This is a genomic window from Streptomyces sp. NPDC046465, assembly GCF_040646035.1.
In the GTDB taxonomy this organism is placed as follows: domain Bacteria; phylum Actinomycetota; class Actinomycetes; order Streptomycetales; family Streptomycetaceae; genus Streptomyces.
The window spans coordinates 304849-319915 of the sequence record NZ_JBEYZK010000010.1; the positions used below are offsets into that span (position 1 = coordinate 304849).

Below are 15067 nucleotides of genomic sequence, written 5' to 3' on the forward strand. Positions count from 1 at the left end.
ACCCTACGGCGCGCTCCTCTGGCCGGGCAGGGGAGCACGTCCTGGCGCGTAGATGTCCGAGCTCGGCTTGCCGGGTTCGGTGGGCACCGAAGCCGATGGGCCGAGCGCGCTCGCGGCCGCCGTACGCCGGGTCTGGGACGGCACCGGGCCCGCTTCCACCAGGGTGGGCACGGACTGCGCCGTCGCCGACACGGACTCCAGCGCCCGCTCACCCTGTGGCCTGCGGGCGCGATAGGCGGCCCGGTAGGCGGCGGGGGACGAGCCGAGCTGGCGCCGGAAGTGACCCCGCAGCGCCACCGGCGAGCGGAAGCCGCAGCGGCCCGCGACCTCGTCGACGGAGTAGTCGGAGGTCTCGAGCAGCCGCTGTGCCTGGAGCACCCGCTGGGTGATCAGCCACTGCAGCGGCGCGCTGCCGGTCAGCGAGCGGAACCTGCGGTCGAAGGTGCGCCTGCTCATGTAGGCGCGCGCGGCCAGGGTCTCCACGTCGAACTGCTCGTGGAGGTGTTCCAGGGCCCACGCGACGACCTCGGCGAGCGGGTCCGCGCCGATCTCCTCAGGTAAAGACCTGTCGAGATAGCGCTCCTGGCCGCCGGCCCGGCGCGGTGGCACCACGAGCCTGCGGGCGAGCGCGCCCGCCGCTTCGTTGCCGTGGTCCGTGCGCACGATGTGCAGACAGAGATCAATTCCGGCCGCGGTGCCCGCGCTCGTCAGGACGTCCCCGTCGTCGACGAACAGCTCGCGCGGATCCACGTGGACGGACGGATAACGCTTCGCGAGCGTCGGCGCGTACATCCAGTGGGTGGTCGCCGGGCGCCCGTCGAGCAGGCCTGCCGCGGCGAGTACGAACGCACCGGTGCAGAGCCCGACGATGCGGGCGCCCTCCTCGTGCGCGCGCCGCAGCGCGTCCAGCGCCTCCGGTGGTGGCGGCGATGTGATCGACCGCCAGGCCGGTACGACGACGGTGCCTGCCCGTCCGATCGCCTCCAGGCCGTGTGGCGCGGTGAGTTCGAGTCCGCCGGTGGTCCGCAGCGGTCCCTCCTCACCGGCGCACACGAGCAACCGGTACCGGGGCACTCCTGCGTCCTGCCGGTCAATGCCGAACACGGAGAGCGGTATGGAACTCTCGAAGATGGGACCGCCGCTGAAGAGCAGCACCGCTACGATCTCCCGGCGGCGCCGCCCCGAGAGTTTCCGAGCCGCGGCCTCCGGCGCGGCAATGGAGTCGTGGCTCATGGTGCTAAACCCCCCTCGGGCGTCGCGGCTCCCTGTTCTTGACGTGCTTGCTGGGCCTGTCGCTCCTGCACGTTTCCCCTCGGTCCTCCACCAGTCCCCCGCCGTAATACAGTCAAGATCGAATCTACTGCGTCCCGTGCTGCCGGGGTGACCAGTTCATCACTCGGCAGATTGTCGACATGGCAACTTGGCGTGAAGCATTCGATCACGAAGCGTTGCACTCGCGCGGCTTGCTGGGAAGTGCGCCTCGGCTCCATGGCCGGTCCCCGTAGGGTGCAGACGGCCTGAGAGCACCTTTCAGCCCTGGTCGGACGGGGGTTGAGGGGGCGTTCGGCCAGGGAATCGCCAGGCCCCGGAAGTTGGCTGAAAAGCTACGGGAGCGTGTGTGTGAATCAGTCAGTCCACCGGCGCACTGTCGGCACTGTGACGAGTGCCCCTGTGCGCCCCTGAGGCCGTCCTGCCGTGCCGCCCCCGGTACCCGTTGTTCTGTTCTGCAAGCAGTCGCGCGGCGCCCCGTTCGGACTGCCGCAGGAGCACCCGGCAGACCCCGGTGACGGCCACCAGGCCGAGCGCCGAACCGGCGGCGCCGAGCAGCGACGTCCCGTATCCCACAAGGACGACGGGGACCAGCACGCAACTGAACGCGGCCCAGCGGACCACGTCGCTCGCCGCATCCTGCGCGGGGGCGTCCTGTCGGTCTCCCTGTGCGTGCTGGGTCCGCTGGGGCCGCTGGGCCCGTTGCGTCTCGGGGCCTTGCTCGGGTGAATCCGGGAAGCGGGTGGAGGGTGGGGGCGCGGTCGAGAATCCAGGCACGGCGTGCTCCCTGTGGCGGTGAGGTACGGAGGTTCAACGTCCGGCCACCCGGTGGGTCACTGGGGAGGGCTCCGGGTGGCGCCGGACGGGTGGGCAAACCGCCTGTAGGAGGCAGCAACCATTGCCATACGGGCGAGGCTCGTGCATGCTCCGGTGAACGCCGGGCGGCCTGTGATGGCCCCGGCGGGGCTCCGTGCGGGGCTTTTCGCAGGCTCTGGGCAGGAGAGGAGTGTCGCCGTACCCTTGGGGGTATGGGGTTGGGAAGATGATTCCCGGACGACCTTCCAGGTCCTGAACTTCTGCGTCACCTGAAAAAGCCGACCCTCCCACAGAGGACTCCTTCGCCGAGACACCGATGGCCGGTCACGAATTCTCCGAACCCGCGGACCGCAAGAGGCAGGTCGCCGATCCGACAGCGACCCCCCAAGCGGCGGAAGAACCACGCCACTCCTGCGATCCCGCCTTCCAGCACGGCGTCGTCGTCGGCTTCGACGGCTCGACCTCCAGTGAGCGCGCCCTCGCGTACGCGATCGGAATGGCCCATCGCTCGGGATCAGGTCTGATCATCGTCCATGTCGCCAACCGGCTGCCCACCACCGTGTGGGCCGGCTGCGAGCCGCCGGTCTTCGTGGACGTGCCGGACCACCGCACCGAAGTGCTCGGCCTCGAACTGGCCTGTGCGGAGTACCTCTCCGAGGTGCCGTGGATCCTCGTCGAGCGCGGCGGCGACATCTGTCACGAGCTGGAGGAGGTCGGCCGCGAGTACAGCGCGGACGCGATCGTCGTCGGCTCCACGCACGGCATCGTCGGCCGCATCTTCGGCTCCGTCGCGGGACGCCTCGCCCGCCGCGCCCAGCGGCCCGTCGTGGTCATCCCGTAACGCCCTGTCGTTACCGGTGAGTTGGCCGGTAGCACGTTCAACTCCCGTGATGGGGCGCAATTGTGGACAGATAAATCTACTCGCGCGTAGAGGTGGCATGTGCCCTTGTGAAGGGTACATAAGGGTCACTGCACCGACGGACCCATGGCTCTGCCGGGGCGCCCCGCAGGCCGGGGGGTGACGGCCACCGGCCGAGGCGGGCGCGGGTCGGGGTAATGGGCGACCCCGGCCCTTCGAAGAACGACCCCCTGTGTGCTGGTGGCACGCACAGGGGGTCGTTCATGTCGCAGGTCTTACTCGACCGTCACGGACTTCGCGAGGTTGCGCGGCTTGTCGATGTCCCGGCCGAGCGCCAACGCCGTGTGATAGGCGAGGAGTTGCAGCGGGATGCCCATCAGGATCGGGTCCAGCTCGTTCTCGTTCTTCGGGACGAGGATCGTCTGGTCGGCCTTCTCCTGCTCCTGGTGCGCGACCGCGAGGATCTTGCCGCTGCGGGCCTTGATCTCTTCGAGGGCGGCGCGGTTCTTCTCCAGGAGGTCGTCGTCCGGGACGATCGCGACCGTGGGGAGTGCGGGCTCGATGAGGGCGAGCGGGCCGTGCTTCAGCTCGGACGCGGGGTACGCCTCGGCGTGGATGTACGAGACCTCCTTGAGCTTGAGGGAGGCCTCGCGGGCGACGGGGTAGCCCCGTACGCGCCCGATGAAGAGCATGGAGCGGGCGTCCGCGTACTGCTTGGCGATCTTCTTGATCTCGTCCTCCTGCTTGAGGACCTCCGAGATCTGTCCCGGCAGCTTGCGCAGGCCCTCGATGATCCGCTTGCCGTCGGAGACCGACAGGTCGCGGATGCGGCCCAGGTGCAGGGCGAGCAGGCCGAAGGCGACCGTGGTGTTGGTGAAGCACTTGGTCGAGACGACGCAGACCTCGGGGCCCGCGTGGACGTACACGCCCGCGTCGGCCTCACGGGCGATCGCCGAGCCGACCACGTTCACGACGCCGAGGACGCGGGCGCCCTTGCGCTTCAGCTCCTGGACGGCGGCCAGCACGTCGTACGTCTCGCCGGACTGGGAGACGGCGATGTAGAGGGTGTCGGGGTCCACGACCGGGTTGCGGTAGCGGAACTCGGACGCGGGCTCCGCGTCGGCGGGGATGCGGGCCAGCTCCTCGATCATCTGGGCGCCGATCATGCCCGCGTGGTACGAGGTGCCGCAGCCGAGGATCTTGACGCGGCGCACCTTGCGGGCGTCGTGCGCGTCGAGGTTCAGGCCGCCGAGGTGCACGGTGGAGAAGCGGTCGTCGATGCGGCCGCGCAGGACGCGGTCCACGGCCTCCGGCTGCTCGAAGATCTCCTTGTGCATGTACGTGTCGTGGCCGCCCATGTCGTACGACTCGGCCTCCCACTCCACGGTGGTCGGCGAGGCCGTCGTGCGGGAGCCCTCGGTCGTGTAGGTGCGGTAGTCGTCGGCCTTGATGGTGGCCATCTCGCCGTCGTCGAGGGTGACGACCTGGCGGGTGTGCGAGACGAGCGCGGCGACGTCCGAGGCGACGAACATCTCCTTCTCGCCGATGCCGAGGACCACGGGGGAGCCGTTGCGGGCGACGACGATGCGATCGTTGAAGTCGGCGTGCAGGACGGCGATGCCGTACGTGCCCTCGATGTGGCGCAGGGCCTCGCGGACCTTCTCCTCCAGGGTGTCCGCCTGGGAGCGGGCGACGAGGTGGACGAGGACCTCGGTGTCCGTCTCGGAGAGGAACTCGACGCCGTCGGCGGTGAGCTTGGCGCGCAGCTCGGAGGCGTTGTCGATGATGCCGTTGTGGACGACGGCGACCTTGTCGTCGCCCGACATGTGCGGGTGGGCGTTCTCGTCGGAGGGAGCGCCGTGGGTGGCCCAGCGGGTGTGGGCGATGCCGGTGGTGCCCTTGAAGCGGGCCGGGACCTTCGCCTCCAGGTCGCGGACGCGGCCCTTGGCCTTGACCATCTTCAGGCCCGAGGCCTTGGGGCTGGTGATGACGACGCCCGCGGAGTCGTAGCCGCGGTACTCCAGGCGCTGGAGCCCTTCGAGGAGAAGGGGGGCCACGTCACGCTTGCCGATATAACCGACGATTCCACACATGAAGAGGGTGTCCTAGCCGTAGATGATGCGGCGCAGCTGCCGGAGGGTGAGCTCGGGCGGCGCGACCGCGCGGTATGTGAGATCCGCCGAGATCTGTTCGAAGATCGCCGCGTTCAGCAGGCCCTGACCCTGCAGCTCGCGGTGGCGGCGACGGACGAACGCTTCGGTCGTCTCGTCGAAGTAGGCGAGCACGTCCTGGACGACCCGCAGAGCTTCGCCCCGCTGGAGCGGGGTGCTGCGGGTGAGGTGGTCCACCAGGTCGTCGTGCATTCGTTGATCCTGGGGTATCGCATGCCCATTCGCAAGAATCCTGCCCGAAATCGGGCAGGCTCGTGTCTTGCGTGCGTCGTTTCTTGCACGCGTCCTGTGTCTTACATCCGTCGCAGGACCGCCTGCTTGGCCGTCGCGAACTCCTCCGCGGTGAGGATCCCGGCCTGGTGGAGCTCGCCCAGCTCCCGCAGTCGGCGCAGCAGCGCGTCGTGGCCGTCGGCCGGGGGCTGCGGGGCCGGGGCCGCTGCCTCGGAGGGCGCGCCCGCGAGCGCCTTGGGCGCGGCGGGGGCAACGGGGGCTGCGGGGTGCGGCAGGCGGGCCTGGACGGCGGCCGCCACCAGCGCCATCAGCGGGTCCTTCTTGAAGCCCCACAGCTCGACGGAGTTCGGGTCGTACTTCGCCGGGGCCTTGGTCGGGGCGTTCCGCACGGTGAACCGGAGGTGGCCGTTCTCCAGGCCGACCGCGGGCTGCCACTCCACGGCCGCGATGTCGGCGAGCGCCAGCGACCGCGTGCCGGTCGCCGCCTTCGCCTCTTCCGTCTTCCAGTTCCACTCCAGGCGGACGGCCTCCCCGTCGAAGCTCGCCGTGGCGTCCCCCGCGGAGACGGACAGCGGTACGGAAGGGCCGGTGAGGAGATAGGCGTCGCAGGGCGTGGCCGGCACCTGTTCGAGCAGATGGGCGTTGCGTACCTCGTCGACCAGATACTCCGCGACGCCGTACCGGTCCGGCTCGACTTGCAGCTGGTACGGGTCCGCCGAGTCCGCCAGCTTCCCGCCCGCCGCCTGGAGCAGCGGATCGGCGCCGTCCCGCAGGCGCAGCCGCAACCGGCCCGACTTCTTGCCCTGTTCGAAGGCGACACCCGCCAACGCCTGGAGAGGCACGGCCAGTTCGCCGAGGGTTCTGCGCAGCAGGGAGACGTTCTTGTCGTGCCCCGGCACCAGGCGCAGCGTCTCCCCGTCGAAGGTCCATGTGCCGTCGCGCTGGATGATTTCCGCCATACGGGGATTCTCGCACCGCCCCCTCGACTAAATGGTCTACACCCCTCGACCCCCACCCCTTGACCCCCGGTGGGGCCCGAGCTTCCAATGAGGACCGTTCGAAGCGATGCACCACAGATGCGCCACGCGCCACCACAGACGCGCCGCACACGTGCCCCACCCCGCGGCGCCGGCCCGTCGGAGGGAACCGCTTGTGAGATCGCAGACAAGATCGACACGACTATTCGGCGCGCTGCTGCTCGTGGCGGCCGCCGGTATTTCCTCGTTCGCCGCCGCGCCCGCCCCGAAAGCGGCGGAGCAGCCCGTCACCCCGCTCGGCCAGGTCGTCCCCGCGCCCCTGAAGGCCGAGGCGGGCGGTTCCGGGTTCGAGATCACCGCCAAGACCCGGATCCTCGTCGGCAAGGGCAACGCGGAGGAACGGCGCGTCGGCGAGTACCTCGCCAAGGTCCTCCGCCCCTCCACCGGTTACCGGCTCCCGGTCACCACCGGCAAGGGCGGCGACGGCATTCGGCTGCGCATCAGCGCCGATCCCGCGAACGAGCCGCTCGGCGACGAGGGGTACCGCGTCGTCTCCGCGCGCGGCTCCCTCACGATCACCTCCGGGACGGGGGCCGGGCTCTTCCACGGCGTCCAGACGGTGCGCCAGCAACTGCCCGCCGCCGCGGAGCGGACGACCCGGCAGCGCGGTCCGTGGCGGATCGCGGGCGGCACCATCAAGGACACGCCGCGCTACGGCTACCGCTCGACCATGCTCGACGTATCCCGCCACTTCTTCACCGTCGACCAGGTCAAGCGCTACATCGACCAGGCCGCCCTCTACAAGATGAACAAGCTGCACCTGCACCTGAGCGACGACCAGGGCTGGCGCATCGCCATCGACTCCTGGCCGAGGCTCACGACGTACGGCGGGTCCACGCAGGTCGGCGGCGGCAAGGGCGGCTTCTATACGAAGGCGCAGTACAAGGAGATCGTCGACTACGCCGCCTCGCGGTATCTGGAGGTCGTCCCCGAGATAGACATGCCGGGGCACACCAACGCCGCACTCGCCTCGTACGCCGAGCTGAACTGCGACGGCGTCGCCCCGCCGCTCTACACCGGCACCGAGGTCGGCTTCAGCTCGCTGTGCGCGAAGAAGGACGTCACGTACGACTTCGTGGACGACGTCATCCGTGAGCTCGCCGCGATGACGCCCGGCAAGTACCTCCACATCGGCGGCGACGAGGCGCACTCCACCAGTCACGAGGACTTCGTGGCGTTCATGGAGAAGGTGCAGCCGATGGTCGCCAAGTACGGCAAGACGGTGGTGGGCTGGCACCAGCTGACCGGCGCCAAGCCCGTCGCGGGCGCCGTCGCGCAGTACTGGGGCTACGACAGGACGGGCGCCGCCGAGCGCGAGCAGGTCGTCAACGCCGCGAAGAACGGCACCAAGCTGGTCCTCTCACCGGCCGACCGCTCCTACCTCGACCACAAGTACACCAAGGACACCCCGCTCGGCCTCTCCTGGGCGGGCTACGTCGAGGTGCGGCGGTCCTACGACTGGGACCCGGGGACGTATCTGGCGGGCGCTCCCGCGGACTCGGTCATGGGCGTCGAGGCGCCGCTGTGGTCGGAGACCCTCTCCACCTCCGCGCACCTCGACTACATGGCGTTCCCGCGGCTGCCCGGCATCGCCGAGCTGGGCTGGTCGCCCGCAGCCACGCACGACTGGGACACGTACAAGGTGCGGCTTGCCGCGCAGGCCCCGCGCTGGGACGCCCTCGGCATCGGGTACTACAAGTCGCCGCAGGTGCCCTGGCCCGCGAAGTGACGCAGAGGCAGTGAAGCAGAGGCAGTGAAGGGGACGGGCGCCCCGGAGGACCGTCTCCGGGGCGCCCGTCGGCGCAGGTGACCGCGGACTACTGCCAGCGCTCACGGGAGCAGAAGCTCAGCAGGGCTTCCTTCTCGGGCTTCTGGACGATCGTCTCGGCGCGGAAGCCGACGGCCTCGATGAGGGCGAGCGTCGAGGTGTCGCGCAGGTCGGGCTCCACCACGATGCGCTCGGTCGCGGGGTCGGCGAACAGTTCCCGCAGAGCCGCGGTGAGCGCGCCGCGGCTGAAGCCGGGGACGCGGACGTCGTAGGGCGCGGTGAGGAAATGCATGCCCACGTCGCCGGGGAGCGGCTCGTAGAGGCCGACGAGTTCGACGTGCGCGGGGTCGTACCGCTCCATCAGGAACGAGGGCACGCCCTGGTGCAGGCCGAGGAACGCGTCGTGGTGCTCGGCGGCGGCGATCGCCATGTACGTGCGCTCGATGTCGGTCAGCGTGGCGTGCTGCATCAGCCAGAACGCGGCCCTGGGGTGGGTGAGCCAGCCGTGCACCAGCTCCGCCTCGGTCAGCGGGTCGAGAGGGCGCAGCGTGAAGCCGTCGTCGGCCGTGTGGGCGCGGGGCCGGAAGTCAGCAAGCGCGATCAAGGTTCTCTCCCAGGTACTGCTCGGCGTGGTCGGCGATCAGTTCGAGGACAGCCGTGATGTCGGCGACGGTCGTCTCGGGGTTGAGCAGGGTGAACTTCAGGAACTGGCGGTCGCCCACCTTGGCGCCCGCCACCACGGCGTCCCCGGCGGCGAACAGGGCCTTGCGGGCATACAGGTTGGCGCGGTCGATCGTGGCGGGGGCGCAGATCGCGGCGGGGATGTAGCGGAAGGCGAGCGTGGACAGCTGGGGCTCGACGACGACGTCGAACCGCGGGTCGGCGACGAGCCGTTTCCAGCCCTCGGTGGCCAGCTCGCAGACTTCGTCGAAGAGGTCGCCGACGCCGTCCGCGCCCATCACGCGCAGCGTCATCCACAGCTTCAGGGCGTCGAAGCGCCGGGTCGTGCGCAGGGACTTGTCCGCCTGGTCGGGGACGCGCTCGCGGTACGCCGTTCGGGACAGCGTCGCCCGGTCGCGCACCAGGAGCGCCGACGAACTCACCGGCTGGAAGAAGGACTTGTGGTAGTCCACGGTGACGGAGTCGGCGTGCTCGATGCCGTCGAGGAGGTGCCGGTACCTGCGCGAGGCGAGCAGCCCGCAGCCGTACGCGGCGTCGACGTGCAGCCACGTGCCGTACTGCGCGCACAGCTTGGCGATCTCGGGCAGCGGATCGATGGAGCCGAAGTCGGCGGTGCCCGCGGTGGCGACGACCGCCATGGGGGAGAGGTCGTCGCGTCGGCAGCGCTCGAGGGCGCGGGCGAGGGCCACGGTCTGCATGCGCTTGTTCCGGTCGGTGGGGACCGTCACGACGGCGTCCTCGCCGAGGCCGAGCACGTGGGCCGCCCTGCGGATGCCGGGGCGTGCTGCCTCCGAGGTGAGGACGCGCAGGGCGGCGGGGTCCCGGTCCCCGGCCGCCTCGCGGGCGAGCAACAGGGCGTGCAGGTCGGATTCGGCGCCGCCGCCGGTGAACACGCCGTCGGCGTCCCGGCCCAGGCCGATGCGCCCGGCCGTCCAGTCGACGACGCGGCGTTCGATGAGGGTGGCGCCCGCGGACCGGTCCCAGGTGTCGAGGGAGGAGTTGACGGCGCTGAGCACGGCTTCGCCCAGGACGGCGGGGATGACGGCGGGGGCGTGCAGGTGCGCGAGGTGGCGCGGGTGGTGGAGGTACACCGCGTCGCGCAGGTACAGCTCGTCGAGTTCGTCGAGCGCGGCGACGGTGTCGTGCAGGGGCTCGTCCAGGTCGACGGCCCCGATGCGGGGCGCGAGGTCGTCGGCGGTGATCCCGGTGAACGGGCGGGAGGTGGTGACGAGCCGGGCGGCCACCCGCTCGACCCCTTCGGTCACGGAGCTGCGGTACCGCTCCGCGGTGGTGTCATTGAGCAGGTGCGAGCGCATGAACTGCCTCCAGGTGAGGTAACTAAGGTAAGCCTAACCTAATCTCCTCTGTCTGTATCTCCTCTGTCCGGGGGCTCGGGGGCTCGGGTCGCAAAAACGGAACTGCCCCCTCCGTGGCGGAGGGGGCAGCCGGGTGAAGCCGGAGAAAGTTGGGTGAACCGCGGTCGCGGAAGCCTTACTTGAGCTTCTTCGCCTTCTCGATCGCGTCGGCCAGGTCCTCCAGGATCGGCGCGCACTTGTCGTACGAGAAAATGGGCTCGGCGACGCGCGGGATGACCTGACCCGCCTTGACCGCGGGGAGCTTGCGCCAGGTCGGCTTGGACTTGTCGAGGGCGGCCGGCTGGAGGGCGGAGGAGCGGTTGTCCATCATGATGACGTCCGCGTCGTACTGGTCGACGTTCTCCCAGCTGAGGTTCTCGAACCAGCCGCCGGACGCCTTCTTCGCCTTCTCCGGCGGCTCGACGAGGTTCACGCCGAGCGCCTTGAAGTACTCCAGGTCGACGGAGAGGTTCGAGCCGGAGACGTAGAACAGGTCCTGGCTCGCGGAGCCGACGAGGACCTTGATGTCCTTGTGCGCCTTGGCGACCTTGCGCAGCCGCTCGGACGCGTCCTCGAAGCGCTTCTTCGCCTTGACGACCTTGTCGGACTTCACGTCAGCGCCGAGCGACTCGGCGAGGGCCTGGATGCGCTGCAACGGGTGGGTCAACTGGCGGTCGTACACGCTGATGCCGACGCTGGGGGCGAACTTGAGGATCTTGTCCTTGCTCTCCTCGGGGACGTACCAGAGGGTGCCCTTGTCGTCGAACATCGTGGAGATCAGCACGTCCGGGGCGAGGGCCGCGTACTTCTCGATGTTGAACTGGCCCCACGCGTTGCCGATGACCGTCAGCTTGCTGACGTCCATGTCGCCGGCCTGGACGTCGGGCTTGCCGCCGCCGGTCGTCGTCGGGCCGAAGACGCCCTTGCACTCGATGCCGTAGTCGAACAGGGCGGCGGCGACGCCGGTGAACGCCACGATGTTCTTCGGCGTCGCGTCCCGCTTCGCGGTCGTGCCGCGGTCGTCCTTGAAGCTCCAGGGCCCGGTCTTGCCGCCGCCCTCGGTCTTGCCGGACCCGTCCTTCTTCTCGCTGCCGCAGGCCGCCAGGGCGGCGGTGAGGCCGAGGGCGCCACCGGCGGCGAGGATGCCGCGACGGGAGGGCTGGGGGAAGCGGGCCTGGGGCATGAGGGTCTCTGCTTTCGTGGACGTACGGCGACGGGCCGCTGGCCGGAACTAGAGCTTAGGCTAACCTAAGCTAACTCCGGATCCAGCGGCCCCTCGCGTCACGTCCGCGCCACGTCCGCCTCACGTCCGCCTCGCGTCCGCCTCACGTCCGCCGCGCGGCCTCAGCCCGCGAAGCCCAGCTCCCTCGCGATCAGCATGCGCTGCACCTCGCTCGTGCCCTCGCCGATCTCCAGGATCTTGGAGTCCCGCCACATGCGCGCCACCGGGTACTCGTTCATGAAGCCGTACCCGCCGTGGATCTGCGTGGCCTCGCGGGCGTTGTCGACGGCGACCGTCGACGAGTAGAGCTTGGCGATGGCCGCCTGCTTCTTGAAGGGCTCGCCCGCGACCAGGCGCGACGCCGCGTCGTGCCAGCCGACCCGGGCCATGTGCGCCCGCATCTCCATGTCGGCGAGCTTGAACTGGATGGCCTGGTTCGCGCCGATCGGCTTGCCGAAGGCGTGCCGCTCCTTGGCGTACTTCACGGACTCGTCCACACAGCCCTGGGCGAGCCCGGTGGCGAGCGCGGAGATCGCAACGCGGCCCTCGTCGAGGATGTGCAGGAACTGCGCGTACCCGCGGCCCTCCTGGCCCAGCAGGTTCGCGGCGGGCACCCGGACGTCGGCGAAGGACAGCTCACGGGTGTCCGAGGCGTTCCACCCCACCTTCGAGTAGGGCGCCGCCACCGTGAAGCCGGGCGTCCCGGACGGCACGATGATGGAGGAGATCAGCGGGCGCCCGTCCTCCTTGCGGCCGGTGACTGCGGTGACCGTGACCAGGCCCGTGATGTCCGTGCCGGAGTTGGTGATGAAGCACTTGGAGCCGTTGATCACCCAGTCGTCGCCGTCGCGCACCGCCGTCGTCCGCGTGCCGCCCGCGTCCGAACCGCCGTCCGGCTCGGTCAGGCCGAACGCGCCGAGGACCTCACCCGCGCACAGCCGCGGCAGCCACTCGCGCTTCTGCTCATCCGTACCGAAGAGGTGGATCGGCATGGCGCCCAGCGAGACGCCCGCCTCCAGGGTGATCGCCACGGACGAGTCGACGCGGGCGAGCTCCTCAAGGGCGATGCCGAGCGCGAAGTAGTCGCCGCCCATTCCGCCGTACTCCTCGGGGAAGGGCAGGCCGAACAGGCCCATGCGGCCCATCTCACGGACGATCTCGTAGGGGAACTCGTGCCGCTCGTAGAAGTCGCCGATCTTGGGGGCGACGACGTCGTGGGCGAACGCCTCGACCGTACGGCGCAGTTCCTCGTGCTCGGGGCTCAGACGGTGGTCCATCGTTCTTCACTGCTCCTGGTGGGAGGCGGTCTGCTCGGAGTCGGCCGGCTCGTCGTGGGAGCGGGCCGTGAGGGCACGGACGGTGCGGGACGGGCTGGGCCGGCCCAACTGGTCGGCCATCCAGGCGCTTGTGGCGCTGAGACGGACGAGGTCGACCCCGGTGTCGATGCCGAGGCCGTGCAGCATCCAGACGAGGTCTTCGGTGGCGAGGTTGCCGGTGGCGCTCCTCGCGTACGGGCAGCCGCCGAGGCCGCCCGCGGACGCGTCCACCGTCGTCACGCCGTGCTGCAGCGCGGCGAGGGTGTTGGTGAGCGCCTGGCCGTACGTGTCGTGGAAGTGGACGCCGATGCGCTCGGTCGGCACCTGTACCGCGTTGAGCGCGGCGAGCATCGCGGAGACGTGGCCCGGCGTGGCCACCCCGATGGTGTCGCCGAGGCTCAGCTCGTCGCAGCCCATGTCGAGCAGGGCGCGGCAGACGCGGACGACCCTGGAGATCGGCACGGCGCCCTCCCAGGGGTCGCCGAAGCACATCGAGAGATAGCCGCGGACGTGCACGCCCTGCTCGCGGGCGCGGGCGACCACCGGGGCGAACATCGCGAGGGCCTCGTCCACCGTGCGGTTGAGGTTGGCCTTGGCGAACGACTCGGTGGCGCTGGCGAAGACGCCGACGCGGTGCGCGCCGAGCGCGAGGGCGCGGTCCAGACCGCGTTCGTTCGGCACGAGGACCGGCAGGTGCACGCCCTGGAGGTCGCCGAGGAGCGGGAACAGCTGCTCGGCGTCGGCCAGTTGGGGCACCCACTTGGGGTGCACGAAACTGGTCGCCTCGACGGTGGTGAGGCCCGCGTCCGCGAGGCGGTGGATGAACTCCGCCTTGATCTCGGTGGGAACGACCGTCTTCTCGTTCTGCAGGCCGTCACGGGCGCCGACCTCGTGGATGCGGACGCGGGCGGGCAGGTCCCGGGTCGGCACGACCATGGGGAGCGGAGCCTCCGCCAGCTCCAGCGGCTCGTCCCGCGCGGCCGTCGGATCGGTGCCGGTCATTCCTGCTCCTCCTCGGGGGTGACGACGGCGAGGATCTGGTCCATGGCGACGGTGGTGCCGGGGGTGACGTCGAGTTCGGTGACGGTGCCGGTGTGGGGGGCGGAGATGACGTGCTCCATCTTCATGGCTTCGACGACGAGCAGGCTCTGGCCTGCGGTGACTGTGTCGCCGGGGGAGACCTTGACGACGGTGACGGTGCCGGGCATGGGCGCGGTGAGGGCGTCGGCCCCCGCGTGCGCCGCGCCGGTCAGGGAAGCGGCCACCGGGTCGTGGTCCTGGATGTGCCAGGCGTCGCCGTCGCGGCCGAGCCAGTCGCCCGCGCGGTGGAAGGTGTGCAGGGTGCCGTCGAGGGTGACGCGCACGTGGTCGGGGGTGACGGTGGGGGCGGGGTCGTGCAGGCGGTGGGGGACGGGGTCGAGTCCCGGCGCCTTGAGCCAGTGGGTGAGGGGGGTGGGGGTGCCGCCCAGCCGCCAGCCGCTGGGGGTGGAGAAGGGGTCCCGCCAGCCCTGGCCGGTGGGTTTGAGGGCGTCCTCGCGGACGGCGGCCGCCGCCTCGTACACCTCGTCGGGCACGCCGTCCGGGACGAGGCCGTCCGCCTCGCGCTCCACCAGGCCGGTGTCCAGGTCGCCCGCGACGACGGCCGGGTGGGCGAGGAGCCTGCGCAGGAAGCCCGCGTTGGTGGGCACGCCGAGGGTGACCGTGTCGGCGAGGGCGGCGCGCAGCTTGCGCAGGGCGGTGGCGCGGTCGGGGCCGTACGCGATGACCTTGGAGAGCATCGGGTCGTAGAGGCTGCCGACCTCCGTGCCCTCGCTCAGGCCGGAGTCGGTGCGCACGCCGTGGCCGTGCGGCTCGTGCAGGGCGAGGATGGTGCCGCCGGAGGGCAGAAAGCCCCGGGCGGGGTCTTCGGCGCAGATGCGGGCCTCGATGGCGTGCCCGGTGAGGGTGATGTCGTCCTGGGCGAACGGCAGTTCCTCGCCCGCCGCCACCCGCAGCTGCCACTCGACCAGGTCGAGGCCGGTGATGAGTTCGGTGACGGGGTGTTCGACCTGCAGGCGGGTGTTCATCTCCATGAAGTAGTAGGCGGAGGGGTCGGAGCCGGGGACGATGAACTCCACGGTGCCCGCGCCCGCGTAGCCGCAGCTGCGGGCGGCCTGGGCGGCGGCGGCGCCCATCGCCGCGCGCGTGGCCTCGTCGAGCAGGACGCTGGGCGCCTCCTCGATGATCTTTTGGTGGCGGCGCTGGAGGGAGCACTCGCGCTCGCCGAGGTGCACCACGTGCCCGTGGCCGTCGGCGAGGACCTGGATCTCGATGTGCCGGGGGCGGTCGATCCACCGCTCCAC

The 15067-nt window shown here is 70.5% G+C and carries 13 protein-coding genes; 2 read left to right on the top strand and 11 right to left on the bottom strand.

From position 1 onward, the window contains the following. Nucleotides 1–3 precede the first annotated feature (3 nt). Nucleotides 4–1233, bottom strand: coding sequence for a helix-turn-helix domain-containing protein (locus tag ABZ953_RS18205; RefSeq protein ID WP_361724293.1), 1230 nt, complete (start codon nt 1231–1233; stop codon nt 4–6). Nucleotides 1234–1629: 396 nt separating this feature from the next. Next, nucleotides 1630–2046, bottom strand: coding sequence for a hypothetical protein (locus tag ABZ953_RS18210; RefSeq protein ID WP_361724296.1), 417 nt, complete (start codon nt 2044–2046; stop codon nt 1630–1632). Between the two features lie 355 nt (nt 2047–2401). Between ABZ953_RS18210 and ABZ953_RS18215 the strand changes: the two genes are divergently transcribed. Further along, nucleotides 2402–2926, top strand: coding sequence for a universal stress protein (locus ABZ953_RS18215; RefSeq protein WP_361724299.1), 525 nt, complete (start codon nt 2402–2404; stop codon nt 2924–2926). Between the two features lie 293 nt (nt 2927–3219). Here the strand turns inward: ABZ953_RS18215 and glmS are convergent, their stop codons facing one another. The 3 genes from glmS to ABZ953_RS18230 form a co-directional block, all read right to left on the bottom strand. Continuing rightward, on the bottom strand, nt 3220–5037 hold the full coding sequence (gene glmS / locus ABZ953_RS18220; RefSeq protein WP_361724302.1) for a glutamine--fructose-6-phosphate transaminase (isomerizing): 1818 nt from the start codon (nt 5035–5037) through the stop codon (nt 3220–3222). Between the two features lie 12 nt (nt 5038–5049). Continuing rightward, entirely contained in the window at nt 5050–5307 is a 258-nt protein-coding gene (locus tag ABZ953_RS18225; protein WP_361724305.1) for a hypothetical protein, read from the bottom strand. Between the two features lie 101 nt (nt 5308–5408). Next, a complete protein-coding gene (locus tag ABZ953_RS18230) occupies nt 5409–6305 on the bottom strand; it encodes a DUF4429 domain-containing protein (protein WP_361724308.1) in 897 nt (298 codons plus the stop codon). 193 nt (nt 6306–6498) lie between these two features. Here ABZ953_RS18230 and ABZ953_RS18235 point away from each other — a divergent pair, with 193 nt between their 5' ends. Further along, complete coding sequence (locus ABZ953_RS18235) at nt 6499–8112, top strand: beta-N-acetylhexosaminidase (RefSeq protein ID WP_361724311.1); 1614 nt, start codon at nt 6499–6501, stop codon at nt 8110–8112. Between the two features lie 88 nt (nt 8113–8200). Here the strand turns inward: ABZ953_RS18235 and ABZ953_RS18240 are convergent, their stop codons facing one another. From ABZ953_RS18240 to ABZ953_RS18265, 6 genes are all read right to left on the bottom strand, one after another. After that, nucleotides 8201–8755, bottom strand: coding sequence for a GNAT family N-acetyltransferase (locus ABZ953_RS18240; RefSeq protein ID WP_361724314.1), 555 nt, complete (start codon nt 8753–8755; stop codon nt 8201–8203). Continuing rightward, a complete protein-coding gene (locus ABZ953_RS18245; protein WP_361724317.1) occupies nt 8739–10148 on the bottom strand; it encodes an aspartate aminotransferase family protein in 1410 nt (469 codons plus the stop codon). Before ABZ953_RS18245 ends, ABZ953_RS18240 begins: the two co-directional genes overlap by 17 nt. 175 nt (nt 10149–10323) lie before the next feature. Continuing rightward, nucleotides 10324–11370 (bottom strand): ABC transporter substrate-binding protein, encoded by a 1047-nt coding sequence (locus ABZ953_RS18250; RefSeq protein ID WP_361724320.1) that lies wholly within the window; start codon nt 11368–11370, stop codon nt 10324–10326. A gap of 161 nt (nt 11371–11531) precedes the next feature. Then, a complete protein-coding gene (locus ABZ953_RS18255) occupies nt 11532–12686 on the bottom strand; it encodes an acyl-CoA dehydrogenase family protein (RefSeq protein WP_361724323.1) in 1155 nt (384 codons plus the stop codon). 6 nt (nt 12687–12692) lie between these two features. After that, entirely contained in the window at nt 12693–13661 is a 969-nt protein-coding gene (locus tag ABZ953_RS18260; protein ID WP_361724393.1) for a hydroxymethylglutaryl-CoA lyase, read from the bottom strand. 62 nt (nt 13662–13723) lie between these two features. Continuing rightward, nucleotides 13724–15067 (bottom strand): biotin/lipoyl-containing protein (locus ABZ953_RS18265; RefSeq protein ID WP_361724326.1); only part of this gene is annotated, 1344 nt, incomplete at its 5' end.